We start from the raw sequence: 14,880 nt of genomic DNA, 5'->3' as shown, positions 1-14,880 counted from the left end.
CGGCCTCCGGGCCGCGCCGGATCCCGGAGGCCGGGCCGCGTGTTCCGCGATCAGGCGTGACCGGCGGGGATGGTGCCGAGACGACCGGCCTGGTAGTCCTCGAACGCCTTCGCCAGCTCCGCCTGGGTGTTCATCACGAACGGCCCGTAGTGCGCGACCGGCTCGCCGATCGGGCGGCCTCCGAGCACGATGACCTCCAGGTTGGGGCTGCGGCTCTCCTGGGTGCCGGCCGCCGAGAGCGTGATGGTCTCGCCGTCGGTGCCCAGGCCGGGAAGGTTGCCGAAGCCGTCGAAGACGGCCAGCTGGCCCGACTCGATCGGCTGCCGGTCACCGCCGACGGTGCCGCGTCCCGACAGGACGTACGCGAGCGCGTTGAAATCCTTGCGCCAGGGGAGCGTCAGCCGGGAGCCGGGGCTGAGGGAGGCGTGCAGCAGGGTGATCGGCGTCCGGGTGGAGCCGGGGCCGGTGAACTCGCCGACCTCGCCCGCGATGAGGCGGACCAGCGCTCCGCCGTCGTGGCTGCTGAGCAGCACGACGTTGGTCCTGCCGATGTCCTGGTACTTCGGCGCGACCATCTTCTCGCTGCCCGGCAGGTTGACCCAGAGCTGGATCCCGTGGAACAGGCCGCCCTTCTGGACCAGCCACTCCGGGGGGGCCTCCTTGTGCAGGATGCCGCCACCGGCCGTCATCCACTGGGTGTCGCCGTCGGAGATCGTGCCGCCGCCGCCGTGCGAGTCGGCGTGGTCCATCACGCCGTCGATCATGTAGGTGACGGTCTCGAAGCCCCGGTGCGGGTGCCAGGGGGTGCCCTTGGGCTCGCCCGGCGCGTAGTCGACCTCACCCATCTGGTCCATCATGATGAACGGATCGAGATACTGGGACTTGATCGTCGCGAGTGCCTTGCGGACCGGGAAACCCTCTCCCTCGAATCCGCTCGGTGCGGTGGTGACGGCCAGCACCTGGCGCTCGCGGGTCGCGTTCAGCGGCTGCGGCAGGCGGGGCAGGGTCAGCGGGTTCTCTACGGTCACGGCCGGCATTGTGGATTCCTTCCTGCGATGTTCGCAGGTGATAACTCAGTTGATGTTTCAACTATTCCATGACGAACGAGGCCGTGGCAACGAAGTGCCACGGCCTCGACGGTGAAGCCCGCCCGTCCGGGGGACCACCTTCCGGCGGCTGTTCACCGCCGCCCCTGGAAGTGACTACTTTCGGGTGGCCAGCGCGAAGCCGCCCCGGCTCAGCGAGATCAGCTCGGAGGCCGCGACCCGCTCGTCCAGCGCGCCGGCGGGGTCGCTGGTCAGCGCGGTCACGACGTAGGTCCTCCCTCCGGCCGAGCGGGCCAGGTACGACAGGTCGAAGACCCCCATCTCGGAACCGCCCTTGGCCCAGACCAGCGGCCACTTCTTCTCGTCGAGCCCGAGGCCGACGTCGTTGGCGGACATCACCGCGCTCACCTGCCTGCCGCCCAGCTTGAGAAGCCCCGCGTAGGCCCGGCAGACGTCGCGGGGCGAGCCGAACCACTCCAGCGTGTCGATCTCCCTGGGCTTCTGCCAGAGCACGATGTCCGACAGCGACTGCCCGGCGACCGTGTCCTTCAGGTAGGCGCGCTTGCCGGCGGTGTCGAGCGCCAGGTAGGCGCGGGCCTGCGCGGGGTGGTTCACGCCCTTGAGCAGGAAGACCTCGCGCGTGGTGAGGAAGGGGAGGTTCCGCTCGGGATGGCTCGACCACCGCCGTACCTTGGCCTCCACCGCCTTGCGGCCGACCGTGTGGATCAGGACGTCGGTGGCGGTGTTGTCGCTGATCGAGATCATCAGCTTGGCGGCCTCCCTGACCGTGGTGGTGCCGCCGTCGGGGCGGCCCGTCAGCCCGTCCTCGCCCAGGCTCTTCCACTCGGGCTTGATCGTGAGCTTGGCGTTCCAGCTCAGCCCGCCGTCGCGGATCTTCTCGGCCACGGCGCCCAGCACGTACAGCTTGAAGATCGAGCCCAGCGGCCGTACCGTGTCCGGCGCCACGGCGTGCGCGACGTCGCACCTGCCCCGCGCGTCGATCTCGGCGGCCAGGAAGCCCACCCGCGGCGCGACCTCGCGGAGCCGGGCGTCGAGCTTCTTCCAGCTTCCGGGAGCGGCGGGCATGGAGGGCTCGGGGGGCGTCAGCCCGAGCAGGTTGATCTTCCCGTCACCGTCCACCCCGAGCTGCAGGGCGAACGCCTGCTCGCCGATCACCCCGGTCCCGGCCAGCGCGGACGGCGTCTCCTTGGTCAGTTTCTCCAGGCGGAACCCCTTCGACGCCTTGAGGAAGGCGTTGACGCCGTTGACCGTCAGCGACGAGAGGTAGCCGGAGTTGAGATGCTCCTTGAGCTCGCTCTCCGCCAGCGGTGCCCGGTCCGGCGCGCCGAGGAACCAGCGCAGCCGCCGGCCGGCGGGGCTGTCCGGGATCTCCGGCTCGGCGAAAGGTCTTCCCGCCGTGACCGTCTCGGCTGTGACCGCTTCCACCGTGACCGCCCCCGCCGTGACCGCCGACGCGGGGACGGCCAGTGGCAGGGCCGTCATCGGAACGGCCGTGACGGCGACGGCGACGGCGAGCAGGCGCTTCGATCGGAACGGCAACCGCATGAGATGCTCCTCGGGATGTTCTCCGGCGTTGCGGCCATCTCCCCGATGGCCCTCATCCGAAACTAGGAAGCGTTCCCGGCTCGTGACACCCGGCGGTCCTCCGTCCCGCCGGTGCGGCGAACCGCACCGGACGTGCGGACAACCCCCTGGACGGCGGAGCCCGCGGCAGGTCACCCTACGTCCCATGACGTCCACGGCCTCTCGAACCGCTCCGGCGCCCGCATCACCGCCGGGCCCGTCGGGCACGTCGGCGTCCGCCCCGGTCCGCGCCCTCGCCGTGTCCATGGCCGCGGTGTCGGTGGCCGGGATGGTCGCGGGCGGCGTGCTGGAGGCCGGTATGCCCGTGCCGTTCAGCCAGTGGCTGTTCGTCGTGGCCTGCGCGCTGCTGCCCTCGGTCGGCCTGCTCATCGCGGTCAGGCGTCCCGACAACCCCTACGGCTGGCTGCTGCTGGCCACCGCCGCCTGCCTCGGCCTCGGCTGCCTCGGCGTGGGCGTCCTGGTGGCGTACGGCGACGCTCACGGTCCCCTCGCCGTGGCCGGCGCGCTGCTGACCTCGCTGTTCTCCGGCTTCTACGGTCTGAGCTGGGTGTTCATCCCGCTGATCTTCCCCGACGGCAGGTTGCCCTCGCCGCGCTGGCGCCCGGTCGCCTGGATCGCGGGGGTGGCGATCCTCCTGCACTGGCTGGGCATCCTGCTGAGTCCCGACGAGGTCTACGCCTCGGCCTTCTCGTACGGCAACCCGCTGGGGCTCGAGGGCACGGCCGGGCTGCTCGCCGCCCTGGTGGGCGGGTTCGGGCAGCTGGTGGTCTTCCTCGTGGCGCTGTCGGTGCTGGCCTCCCTCGTACTGCGCCGGCGGCGCGGCACCCTCGTCGAGCGACGCCGCCTCCGCTGGATGATCCTCGGGATGGTGGCCGCCCTGGGCGGCTCCGTGACAACAATGATCTTCGGGCAGGGTGGCCAGGCGGTGAGCTGGGTCGGCGCCGTGACGGCGGTGGCCGCGCTGCCCGCGGTGATCGCCACCGTCGTGTTCCGCCACAACCTGCTCGACATCCGGATGGCGGTCAGGGGCTCCAGGTTCTTCCTGGTCTTCGACCTCAGGCCGACGGTGGACGAGCTCCTGACGGAGCTCGGGCCGGGCCTGGAGGAGGCGGACCCGGTGGAGCAGCTGGGAAGGTTGGCGGAGGCCGTACGGGCGGGCCTGGAGACGCGGTGGGCCGCCGTGGCGCTCGCGGACGGCACGCGGGTAGTGGCGGGCCGGGAGGACGGGGAGGCGGTGCTCACGGTCCCGGCGGGGCTGGGGCACATCGCCTGCGGCCCCAAGGTCGCGGGGCGCTTCAACGCCGAGGACCGCAGGCTGCTCGGCTCGCTCGCGGTGCCGGTCGGGCTGGCGATCCAGAGCGCGGGACTGGCGGCACGCCTGGTCAACGCCCAGGAGGCCGAGCGGCGGCGGATCGAGCGCAACATCCACGACGGGGCACAGCAGCAGCTCATCGCGCTGATCGCGGGACTGGAGCTGGCCCGCGCCACCGGCGGTGGCCCCGGCAGCCTGGCGCTCCTGCGTGAGCAGGCCCGCCAGACCCTCGTCGACCTGCGGGAACTGGCGGCGGGCATCCACCCGTCCGTGCTCAGCCAGGGCGGCCTGGCGGAGGCGGTCGAGGAGCGTTGCTCGCGGCTGCCGGTCGCCACGACCGTGACGGTCGATCCGGCGCTCCGCTCGCGGCGCTTCCCCGACGAGATCGAGGGGGCCCTGTACTTCACGGTCAGCGAGGCCGTCGCCAACGCGCTCAAGCACGCCGAGGCCTCCAGGATCGAGGTGCGGCTGGCCTGGTCCGGCGGGCGCCTGCGGGCCGCGGTCTCCGACGACGGCAGGGGTTTCGAGCGGGGCGAGCCCGGCCGCGGGGGGCTGAGCGCGCTGGCCGACCGGATGGCCGCGCTCGGCGGTGGCCTCGACGTCTCCTCGACGCCCGGCGAGGGCACCCTGGTCGGCGCCTGGGTTCCCGTGCCGGGCTGAGGGGCCAAGCCGAAGGGGACGGCGAGTGGGTCAGCCGAAGACCGCGGGCGGGGGGACGGGGACGACCACGGCGTCGCCGTCGTTCAGCGGGCGGGCTCCGGCGATGAAATTGACGATGTCCTCGCCGTGCACGCAGCGGGCCTGCGTGAGCCCGCCCGCGGCCCTCCGGGTCAGGCCGGAGACGGGCAGGGGCACGCGGGAGGCGGCGACGATGAGGTTCCCGAAGCGGCGTCCCCGCATGACGCCGGGCTCGGCGAGCAGCACCACCTGGGGGAAGGTGCCGCGGACGGTGGCGAGCACCCGGCGGGTGAAGGCCAGCCCCTTGCCGTCGGCGACGTTGATCAGCAGGGTGCCGCCCGCGCGCAGGACGCGGGCGACGTCCCCCATGTACTCGGAGGTGGCCAGGTCGATCGGCATCGTGGCACCGCTGAAGGCGTCCAGCACGAGCAGGTCCGCCGAGGCGTCGCCGAGCCCGGCGGTGGCGGTGCGGCCGTCGAGGATCCTGACCTTGAGCCGGGGTACCGACTTCAGCCGGAGCTGGTCCCTGACGAGCTGGACGAGCCCCTCGTCCGGCTCGGCGACGACCTGCCGGGAGCCGGGACGGGTCGCCGCGACGTAGCGGGGCAGGGTGCAGGCGCAGCCGCCCACGTGCACGGCGTCCAGCGGACCCTCGTCGAGCAGGTCGATGACGTCGGCCATCAGCCGGACGTACTCGAAGTCGAGGTAGGTGGCGTCGTCGAGGTCGACGTACGACTGCGGCACGCCGTCCTTGGAGACGACCCAGCCGGAGGGCCGGTCGAGGTCCTGCAGGAGATCGACCTCGCCGAAGGTCACCGGATACCGTCCCGGCATCGGCTCCCGCGCTTCCCGCCTGCCCATCGGTCCGGTCCTCTTTTCCCTGATGTGAACCCGAAGGGGAAACCATATGCGCAGCCGCGACCGGTTGACGCCATGTAGGACAGATCACAACCTACGGATGCGTAACTTACGCTAGCGTAGGTTCATGGCCCCGATCCTTGCCGAAACGCTCGCAGAGTCCGTCAAACCCCGTCTTCGGGGCTGGTTGCACGCCGGGGCGCTGCCCGTGGCGCTCGTCGCGGGATTCGTCCTCGTCGCCCTGGGACCCACCCTGGAGGCGAGGCTCGCCGCCGCGATCTACGCGATCACCTCCGGCCTGCTCTTCGGCATCTCGGCCACCTACCACCGCGGGACGCTCTCCCCGCGCTCGGAGGAGGTGCTCCGGCGCCTCGACCACGCCAACATCTACCTGATCATCGCGGGCACCTACACGCCGTTCGCGCTGCTCGCCCTGGACGGGGCGGCCGGCGCGGTGGTGCTCGGCGTGATCTGGACCGGCGCGACCGCCGGGGTCCTCTTCCGGGTGCTGTGGACCGCCGCCCCTCGATGGCTCTCGACCGCGCTCTACATCGCCCTCGGCTGGACGGCCGCCTTCGTGCTGCCCCAGCTCGTGGAGGGCGCGGGGGTGGCCGCGGTGGTCCTGCTCTTCCTCGGCGGGGTGCTCTACACGGCGGGCGGGGTCGTGTACGGCATGCGCCGGCCCGACCCCTCTCCCCGCTGGTTCGGTTTCCACGAGGTCTTCCACGCCTTCACCGTCGCCGCCTACCTGGCGCAGTACGCGGCGGTCTCGCTGGTGGTCTACGCGGCGGTGTGACGCGCCGACGGGCCCCGTACCGCCCGGCCTGTCCGGCCCGTCCGGCCCGTGTCATCCCGCGCCCGGTCCACTCGTCCCGCGCCCGGCACGCTTCGCGCCCGCCCCGCCCGGTTCGCTCAGCGTGCGGCGAGGGTGAGGCGGCGGGTCGCGAGCTCGGCGTAGAGCGCGGCGCCGTCGGGCAGCACCGCGTCGTCGAACCTGGCCTCGGGGGCGTGGTTGTAGGCGGCCCTGCCCGGATCGACGTCCGCCGGGCAGGCGCCGAGTGCCACGAAGGCCGACGGCACCTGGTCACAGACGAACGAGAAGTCCTCGGAGCCGGTGAACGGCTGGGGAGCCTCGACGAAGCGCCGCTCGCCGTAGACCTCGCGGATGGCCTCGCCGGCGAAGCGGGCCTCGGCGCCGTCGTTGACCGTGACCGGGTAGCTCACCTCGTAGTCGGCGTCCACCTCCAGCCCGTGTGCCGCCGCGATGCCCCTCACCAGGGTCACCGCCCGTTCCTGGACGCGCGCGTGCGCGGTGGCGGAGAACGACCGGACCGTGGCCTCGAAGCGGGCCTCCTCGGGGATCACGTTGTCGGCGCTGCCCGCGTGGAAGCTGCCGACGGTGACGACCACGGGGTCGAACACGTCGAACCCGCGCGTCACCATGGTCTGCAGCGCGGTGACCATTTCGCACGCCGCGGGGATGGGGTCCTTGGCGCGGTGCGGGGAGGCGCCGTGGCCCCCGGCGCCGCGCACGGTCACCGTGAACCTGTCCACGGCGGCCATGATCGGGCCACTCCGGGTCACGAAGACGCCCTGGGGGAGTATCGAGCTGATCACGTGCAGGGCGTAGGCCGCGACCGGGCGCTCGCCCGTCACGTCCAGCACGCCCTCGTCGATCATGATCTTCGCGCCGCCGGGGCCCTCCTCGCCGGGCTGGAACATGAAGACCACGTTCCCCGCGAGCCGGTCGCGCCCGGCGGCCAGCAGGTGCGCCGCGCCCGCCAGCATGGTGGTGTGCAGGTCGTGGCCGCAGGCGTGCATCCGCCCGGCCATCCGCGAGGTGACCGCGGCGTCGCCCCGCTCGGTGACCGGCAGGGCGTCCATGTCACCCCTGAGCAGTACGGTCGGGCCCGGCAGGGAGCCGCGCAGCACGGCGGTGATCGAGCTCAGCCTCTCGCCGAGCCGTATCTCCAGGGGCAGGCCCGACAGTGCCGTCAGCACCTTCTCCTGCGTGCGTGGCAGGTCGAGGCCCAGTTCCGGCTCCCGGTGCAGGGCGTGCCGGAGGCGGACCAGCTCGTCCCGCATGTCGGCTGCGGATTCGCGAAGGGACATCGGGCTTCCTCCTGGCGGTCGTACGGCCTTATCGCACGATAGGCCGATTTAACCGGTTTGTGGGCTCGAGAGGGGTGATCTTCGGGAAGGGAGACGGTCATCCGGGGAGACCGGGTCGCACGGCTCCGGGTCCGAGTCCGGGTCCGAGTCCGGGTCCCGCCCCGGCTCCGGGCGTACGGTCCCGCGCCCGGACCGCGTTGTCCCGCGCTCGGACATCCGTGCCCTGGTCGCGCGTACGCAAGAAAATCTTCACAAGAATCGGATCTAGCGCGTAACGTCTCCGTGTAGATGTGTCAATGACGGGGGATCATCTTCTCGGACCACCGTGGAGGGTACATGGACGTTCATGGCCGTCTCGCCCGTCATCTGCTCGTCGACGGCTACCGGCTCGTGCTGGACCTCGAACGGAGCCGGGGGTCTCGCCTCGTCGACGCCCACACCGGCCGAAGTTATCTGGACTTCTACACCTTCTTCGCCTCGGCGCCCCTCGGGGTGAACCCGTTCGACGACGATCCGGAGTTCCTGGCGCTGCTCGGCAGGGTCGCCGCGAACAAGCCCGCCAACTCCGATCTCTACACCACCCACCTGGCCGACTTCGCCGAGACGTTCGCCCGGGTGCTCGGCGACCCCGAGCTGCCGCACCTGTTCTTCGTGGAGGGCGGCGCCCTCGCCGTGGAGAACGCGCTGAAGTGCGCCTTCGACTGGAAGAGCCGTCTCAACGCCTCGCGGGGGCGCTCCCCGGAGCTCGGGACCAAGGTTCTCCACCTCACCCGCGCCTTCCACGGGCGCAGCGGCTACACGCTCTCGCTGACGAACACCGACCCGATCAAGACCGACCGCTTCCCGAAGTTCGACTGGCCCAGGATCGAGGTGCCCGCGATCCATCTCGGCGACGTCGAGGCGGCCGAGGAGAGGTCCCTGGCCGCGGCGCGGGCGGCCTTCGAGCGCCACCCCCACGACATCGCCTGCTTCATCGCCGAGCCCATCCAGGGCGAGGGCGGCGACAACCACATGCGGGCGGAGTTCCTGCTCGCGATGGAACGGCTCTGCCACGAGCACGACGCCCTCCTCGTCATGGACGAGGTGCAGACCGGCGCGGGGACCACCGGCACCCCCTGGGCGTACCAGCAGCTGGGCCTGCGCCCCGATATCGTGGCCTTCGCCAAGAAGGTGCAGGTGGGCGGGATCATGGCGGGCCGCAGGGTCGACACGGTGCCCGGCAACGTGTTCCAGGTCAGCGGCAGGATCAACTCGACCTGGGGTGGCGGGCTGGTCGACATGGTCCGTTCCCGCCGGATGCTGGAGATCGTGGAGCGCGACGGCCTGATCCCGCGCGCGGGCAGGCTCGGCGCCGAGCTCCTCGCGGCGCTGCGGGAGATCCAGGAGAGCTACCCCGACCTGGCGGAGAACGCGCGCGGGCGCGGCCTGATGTGCGCCTTCGACCTGCCGGACGCGGTGGAGCGCGATCTCCTGGTGGCCCGCCTGCGGGAGGAGGAGGGCGTGCTGGTCCTGCCGTGCGGCGAGCGGTCGGTACGGCTGCGACCGGCGCTCTCGATCACCTCGGAGGAGCTGGGGGAGGGCACGTCCGCCATCGCCCGTGCCCTGGAGGCCTCCCGCTGCCTGCGCCTCTCCGCCTAGCGGTACCGGGGTTCCCCGCGCCGGGCTAGTGGGGCTGAGGTTCCTCGCGGGCCGCCCGTTCCAGCCACAGGTCGATCGCGGTGACCCGCGAGTCGACGCCGAGCTTGGCGTAGATCCGGTTCACGTGGTTCTTCACGGTCTTCTCGCTCAGGAACAGGTGCTGGGCGATCTGCCCGTTGGAGCGACCCGTCGCGATCAGTTCCATGACCTCGGTCTCACGCCTGCTCAGACCCGTCACGACTCTGGGCTCTGCGTCGAACGGGGCATCGTCGACTCTCATCCGGCCTCCGTGGCTGCAACACGGTCAGGTCGCCGAAACCCCCGATCCTAACGGCGTAGCGATAGCAGCGAGCATAACCTGCAATATCCACTTTTGGTGGGTAATGAGGCTGGAAATGAAGAACGACCGGTCCCTGGGGACCGGCCGTTCTCGTGGGGTGAGCGAGGGGACTTGAACCCCCGGCATCTAGGACCACAACCTAGCGCTCTGCCAACTGAGCTACGCCCACCATTGCCGCCGCAGCAGCACATGAAAAGTGTAGCGGTCTTTGGGAGTCGTTTCGTACCGGGTTTCTCGTGAAACGCTCAAGCTCTGTGCGTGGACACGCCCTCGGCCAGTTCCCTGGCGGTGGCGGAGTCGGGGCCCGGCTGGGGCACGAAGACCGCCGCGCGGTAGTAGCGCAGCTCCCGGATGCTCTCGACGATGTCGGCCAGCGCCCGATGGCCGCCCTGCTTCTCGGGCGAGGCGAAGTAGACCCGGGGGTACCAGCGCCGGGCCAGCTCCTTCACCGAGGAGACGTCGATCATCCGGTAGTGCAGGAACGCGTCCACGGCCGGCATGTCGCGGGAGAGGAACGACCGGTCCGTGGAGATGGAGTTACCGCACAGCGGGGCCTTCTTCGGCTCCCGGATGTGGCCCCTGATGTACTCGAGCACCATGGACTCGGCCTCGGCCAGCGTGACACCGCCCCCCAGCGCGTCCAGCAGGCCGGAGGCGGTGTGCATCTCCCGCACCACCTCCGACATCTGCTCAAGGGACTCGGGCGGGGGCTTGATGACCACGTCCACCCCCTCGTCGAGCTGGTTCAGCTCGCCGTCGGTGACCACGCAGGCCACCTCGACAAGCGCGTCACGTCCAAGGTCGAGCCCGGTCATCTCACAGTCGATCCAGACCAGCAGGTCACTCATAGCCCTCAGGGTAGTACTCACTTCACGAGAGCTTGAATGACTTGATCACCTTGTCTGCCACGGATAGGTCGAGATTGTCCGGTACGGAGACGTAGGCCAGCGCCGGACGCCTGCCCTCGCCGCGATCGACGATCACGAACGCGGCCCGCTCCCGCTTCCACTTCCAGCCGTTGGCCTTCGACTGCTCGGAGAAGTCCAGGTCGAAGACGAACAGCCAGGCGTCCCTGCCGCTGACCTTGACGGCCTTGTCCTCGACGATCTTCCGGCGGTGCGGGGGAGCGTAGAAGGCGGGCTCCACGACCTGCAGCAGCGTCGTGGCGACCGAGCGCATGCTGTCGACGCCCTGGTAGCCGTACTGGTCGGGAAGCTCTCCGGTCAGCACGTTGCCGAGCCAGTTGCCGCCCCTGCCGTCGAAGTTCTCCTGGGCGACGGCGACGGCCGCGCTGGTCCAGACGAACCCGAGCCCGCCGCCGACGCTGGGAGGCACCTCCCACGGCTCGCCGGGCATCTCGTACGACAGGCCGGTCACCGGGTCCGTGACGCGCCCGTCCACGGCCTGGGGCGGGGGCGGCGCGCTCTGCGAGGGCGCGGGCGTCGCCTCGGGAGTCGGCTCCTGGCTGGGCTCCAGGGTCGCCGTGGGAGGCGGTGTGGGGAGTCCGGTGGGCCCGCCCGCGGTGTTCCCGCGCTCGGGGCTGATCAGGTACATCGCGGCGACCACGATCACGACGATCAGGATCAGCACGCCGCCGCCGCCCAGGATCCACGGCAGAGGGCCGCTCTTGCGCGGCGGCGGCCCGGACGGGTAGCCGTCGTACGGCGGGAGGGGCATCTGCGCCGTGTGGCCGTTCGGCGGCCCGCCCCACTGCGGCTGTCCCGTGCCCGACGGCACCTGCGTGGCCTGCGGGTGCGTGGCCGGACCGGACCACTGGCCGGAGGGGCCGGAGGGGCCGGGGGAACCTGCCCCGGGGGGTCCTTCCGGCGCGGGGCGCGGCCCCATCTGCTGGGGGCCGAGCCCGGTCGGATGCGGCCCTGTCCGCCCGGGGCCGGGTCCCGCGGAGTGCGGCTGGAGGAAGGGGCCGGTCTGTGGTCCCGGCGCCGCGCCCTGCCCTGCGGGAGCGTCCGTCTGATGGGTGGCGTCGGTCCACTGGTTGCCGTCCCACCACCGCAACAGCGGTGAGCCGTAGGGGTCGGGATACCAGCCGGAGGGGGTCTGCGTGGTCATGGCCGCCAGAGTAGTAAGAACGGCTTTATGCCGCATTGTGGACCTTGGTGATCACTCATGAACATTTGTAGGTGAAGGTGGCTCTGTCCTGAAGCTTCTTCCCCTCGGGGACCGGAGCGAGCAGCATCAGGGTGGCGGTTCCCTTGAAATTTCCCTCGCCCTTGACCGTCCACTCCAGGCTCACCTCGTGCGAGGTGTCCCCGGACGCGAGCCGGTCGGTCTGCGCGATCGGCTCCTTGCGGTCGCTCCGCTTCCACTGGTAGCGGACCTCACCGCCCGCGCCGTTGGTGGACAGCACGCCGGTGATCTTGACCGTCGTGTCGCACCCCTGCGCCTTCCTCGGGGCGCTGACGTCCACCTTCGTCACCTCCAGCGGTGTCGCCGGACCCCGGAACAGCCAGATCGCCAGCGCGCCCACGACCATCAGCGCGAGGATCGCCGCGGCGAGGACCGTACGGCCGCGCCTGCGCCGCGCGCGGGGAGCCGTGGCGGCGGCGAGCCTGCCGGACGGCAACTCGGTCTGCTGCTGGTCCCGGCCGGCCCGCCACAGCTGGGCGGCCGTGGTCTCCGACGGCACCCCGGGACCGAACCGCATGACCACGTCCTCGGGCCGGCGCTCGTCACCCCCCGCGCCGCGCCGGTCGCCGGCCCCAGTGGCGCGCGGATCATCGGCCTTCGGGACGTGCAGCAGCGTGACGATGTCCCCCTCGTCGGGGGCGGGCCGCGCGGGGGCCGGATGCCCGCCGGAAGCGGGCGCCTCGTGCCCCGGCCACCGGTGCAGGGTGGCCACGAGCCTGTCGCGGGTGGTGAACCCGGACGGCAGGACGTCCCGCCCGGCGAGCAGCGCGTCGCGCGCGGGAGCGAGCCCCCTGATGGAGGCCGTCGCCGCCACCCTCTCCAGCAGCCCGGCGGCCCCGCGGTCGGCCGAGGCCCAGGTCGCGGCCAGGCCCCGGGCGAGCGACGCCCAAGCCGCCACGTCGCGTTCCGGCGCGGGAGGGCGGCCGAGCAGGGCGTCGGCCAGCCCTCGCTTCGCGAGCAGCGCCGACCCGTCCGAGGCGATCACCACGGTGCCCGGGTGCAGCTCCCCGTGGGCGAGCCCGGAGGCGTGCACGGCCAGCAGCGCCTGCGCGGTCTCCACCAGGACGGTGGCCGCGCTGCCCGCGTCGGGCCGGGGCGACCCGGGCGAGCCGGACGACAGCAGGTCGCCCACCGTCGGGCTGACCGGTTCCGAGGTGATCAGCCAGACCTCGTCCCTGGCCGTGATGAGGTCGGCGATCGGGACCAGCCCGGTCGTGCCGCTCTGGGTGAGCCTGCGGTCGGCGACCACGGCCGCGACCAGCCGTTCGCGCGCCGCGGGATCGGCGACCAGCCGGGGATCGAACCTGAGCGCGCTCCCCGGCCGCCCGTCGGCCGCGACGGCCGACGACCAGATTCCCAGGTCGTCCGCCCAGGTACGACCGGTCAGCCGGAACCCGGCGGCGCCTCCCCCGGTGCTCATATCGCGATCGTTCCCCTGTCTACCGGCGTTTCCGGTGCCGTCCCGCCATGCCGCGCTTGACGGCCAGTGTGAACGGTACGGCACCGCTCGTCACCAGGCCCAGCGCGAGGAAAGCGGCCGGGGTCGCCTCCACGGGCGGCAGGGGCGACGCGGTGAGGCGCGGAGGCGGCTCGGTGTTCGAGGGCGAGGTGCCCGGCGACGAGGGGTCCGTCACGGTGGGGGAGGGCTCCGTGGTCGGCTCCGTCGTCCGGGTCGGGGCCGCGGTCGGCCGGGTCGGGGTGGCGGACGGCGGCCTGGTCGTGGGACGGCCGGTGTCGCGGGGACCGTCCAGGGTGGCGCTTTCCTCCGAGGTGGGAGTCGGCGCCGGCTGCTGCGTCGGCTTCCTCGTCGGCCGTGTGGTGGGCCTTCTGGTGGGCCTCACCGACGGCGTGGGCGTCGTGGCCGCCGACGTCGCGGTGGGCGCCACGGGCGGAAGGCCCGAGGTGGCGGCGGTGCTCGGGGTCGGGGTCGGCGAAGGCGTCGGCGTGGCCGCGGACGGCGACTCCTCCACCGGCTCGTCGGTCTCGTCGGTCTCGTCCCCGGGGATGAGCGTCTCCAGCGGGTCCGAGGGGGTCGGGCTCTGCGAGGTGACGGAACTCTGTGACTGGATCTCCGTGGAGTCGCCCGAGCCGACCAGCACCGCGGTCAGCCCGCCGATCACCGCGATACAGCCGACGCCGATGAGGATCTTGACGCTCAGCTTGCTGATCGAGGAGGTTTTCTCCCAGCCGCCGTCGCCGCCGTCGAGCTCGGTCATGGCCAGCGAGGTGTCGGCTCCGGGGACGGGCACGTCCAGCGGGAACATCGCGGCCAGCAGCCCGGCGATCCCGGCCAGGCGGCGACGGCCGCGCTCCTGCCAGTCGGGGCCGTAGGCGTCGGCGGCCACCGCCTCCAGCTCGGTGAGGAAGGCGGTGGCGGTCGGCGGCCGGTCGGCAGGGTGCTTGGCCAGACCGCGCTCGACCAGCCCCTGCAGGGCGGTGGGCACCTCCTCGATCGGCGGAGGCGTCACCTGGTGCTGGCGGGCCAGCGCGGCGATGTTCGTGGCCCGGAAGGGGCGGGTGCCGGTCAGGCACTCGAAGAACACGACGGTGGCGGCGTAGACGTCGGTGGCGGGCCCGGCGGGGCCGCCCACCCACTGCTCGGGAGCCATGTAGGGCGGCGTGCCCGCGGGGGTGTCGCCGTCGCCGGAGCGGACCGCGATGCCGAAGTCGACGAGCTTGCTCCTCCCGTCGGCCTCCACCATCACGTTCTCGGGCTTGAAGTCGCGGTGCACCACACCCGCCGAGTGCGCGGCGGCCAGTCCCAGGAGCGAGCCCTTGAGCACGAGCAGCGCGGCCTCGGGGCCGGTGGGCCCCTCCGAGCGCAGCAGCGCCCGCAGGGCGACGCCGTTGACCAGTTCCATGACGATGGCCGCGCCGTCGCCGGTCTCGACGTAGTCGTACAGCCGGACGGAGTGCGGGCTGCTCAGGGTGTTGAGCACCCGTGCCTCGTGCCGGAAGCGGGCCACGAACCCGACGTCGCTCCTGAGCTCGTCGGACAGGTACTTGATCGCCACCATGATGCCGTCGGCGTCGTGCCGAGCCATCACCACACGCCCGGCCGCACCGGCGCCCAACTCGCGGATCTCGGTGTATCCGGGGACTCGCCAGGCCGATGGCGTGCCGTACATAACGGTCTCCTCAGT

At 72.0% G+C, this 14,880-nt stretch carries 12 protein-coding genes and 1 tRNA gene; 3 read left to right on the top strand and 10 right to left on the bottom strand.

Annotated features, from left to right (window positions below; genetic code table 11):
• Positions 1-50: 50 nt before the first annotated feature.
• Both ACVCAG_RS20620 and ACVCAG_RS20615 read right to left on the bottom strand, forming a co-directional pair.
• Positions 51-1,037, bottom strand: a complete 987-nt coding sequence (locus ACVCAG_RS20620) for a pirin family protein (protein ID WP_362687463.1) — start codon at positions 1,035-1,037, stop codon at positions 51-53.
• 165 nt (positions 1,038-1,202) lie between these two features.
• Complete coding sequence (locus ACVCAG_RS20615) at positions 1,203-2,612, bottom strand: serine hydrolase (protein ID WP_440081437.1); 1,410 nt, start codon at positions 2,610-2,612, stop codon at positions 1,203-1,205.
• Positions 2,613-2,796: 184 nt separating this feature from the next.
• Between ACVCAG_RS20615 and ACVCAG_RS20610 the strand changes: the two genes are divergently transcribed.
• Positions 2,797-4,623, top strand: coding sequence for an ATP-binding protein (locus ACVCAG_RS20610; RefSeq protein ID WP_440081436.1), 1,827 nt, complete (start codon positions 2,797-2,799; stop codon positions 4,621-4,623).
• Between the two features lie 30 nt (positions 4,624-4,653).
• On the opposite strand, the gene ACVCAG_RS20605 is transcribed toward ACVCAG_RS20610, so the two are convergent.
• Positions 4,654-5,502, bottom strand: a complete 849-nt coding sequence (locus ACVCAG_RS20605; protein ID WP_440081435.1) for a fused MFS/spermidine synthase — start codon at positions 5,500-5,502, stop codon at positions 4,654-4,656.
• A gap of 124 nt (positions 5,503-5,626) precedes the next feature.
• On the opposite strand from ACVCAG_RS20605, the gene trhA reads away from it, so the two are divergent.
• Complete coding sequence (trhA, locus tag ACVCAG_RS20600) at positions 5,627-6,295, top strand: PAQR family membrane homeostasis protein TrhA (RefSeq protein ID WP_440081434.1); 669 nt, start codon at positions 5,627-5,629, stop codon at positions 6,293-6,295.
• 116 nt (positions 6,296-6,411) lie between these two features.
• Here trhA and ACVCAG_RS20595 read toward each other — a convergent pair whose 3' ends face one another.
• Positions 6,412-7,611: an amidohydrolase gene (locus ACVCAG_RS20595; RefSeq protein ID WP_440081433.1), complete on the bottom strand. Its 1,200-nt coding sequence runs from the start codon at positions 7,609-7,611 to the stop codon at positions 6,412-6,414.
• Positions 7,612-7,947: 336 nt separating this feature from the next.
• Here ACVCAG_RS20595 and lat point away from each other — a divergent pair, with 336 nt between their 5' ends.
• Positions 7,948-9,249, top strand: a complete 1,302-nt coding sequence (gene lat, locus ACVCAG_RS20590) for an L-lysine 6-transaminase (RefSeq protein WP_440081432.1) — start codon at positions 7,948-7,950, stop codon at positions 9,247-9,249.
• A gap of 25 nt (positions 9,250-9,274) precedes the next feature.
• On the opposite strand, the gene ACVCAG_RS20585 is transcribed toward lat, so the two are convergent.
• The 6 genes from ACVCAG_RS20585 to ACVCAG_RS20560 all read right to left on the bottom strand — a co-directional run bounded on the left by ACVCAG_RS20585 (position 9,275) and on the right by ACVCAG_RS20560 (position 14,865).
• Entirely contained in the window at positions 9,275-9,529 is a 255-nt protein-coding gene (locus ACVCAG_RS20585; RefSeq protein WP_362687442.1) for a helix-turn-helix domain-containing protein, read from the bottom strand.
• 153 nt (positions 9,530-9,682) lie between these two features.
• Positions 9,683-9,758, bottom strand: a tRNA-His gene (locus ACVCAG_RS20580).
• Positions 9,759-9,834: 76 nt separating this feature from the next.
• A complete protein-coding gene (gene orn, locus ACVCAG_RS20575; RefSeq protein WP_362687439.1) occupies positions 9,835-10,437 on the bottom strand; it encodes an oligoribonuclease in 603 nt (200 codons plus the stop codon).
• A 22-nt stretch (positions 10,438-10,459) separates the two neighbouring features.
• Positions 10,460-11,659, bottom strand: a complete 1,200-nt coding sequence (locus ACVCAG_RS20570) for a DUF2510 domain-containing protein (protein WP_440081431.1) — start codon at positions 11,657-11,659, stop codon at positions 10,460-10,462.
• A 55-nt stretch (positions 11,660-11,714) separates the two neighbouring features.
• On the bottom strand, positions 11,715-13,157 hold the full coding sequence (locus ACVCAG_RS20565; protein WP_440081430.1) for a hypothetical protein: 1,443 nt from the start codon (positions 13,155-13,157) through the stop codon (positions 11,715-11,717).
• 19 nt (positions 13,158-13,176) lie between these two features.
• Positions 13,177-14,865, bottom strand: coding sequence for a protein kinase domain-containing protein (locus ACVCAG_RS20560; protein ID WP_440081429.1), 1,689 nt, complete (start codon positions 14,863-14,865; stop codon positions 13,177-13,179).
• Positions 14,866-14,880 lie beyond the last annotated feature (15 nt).

The sequence above is a fragment of the Streptosporangium sp. G12 genome, assembly GCF_052983175.1.
The sequence above is the reverse complement of the archived record's forward strand: the minus strand, read 5'-3'. Positions and strand labels throughout refer to the sequence as shown.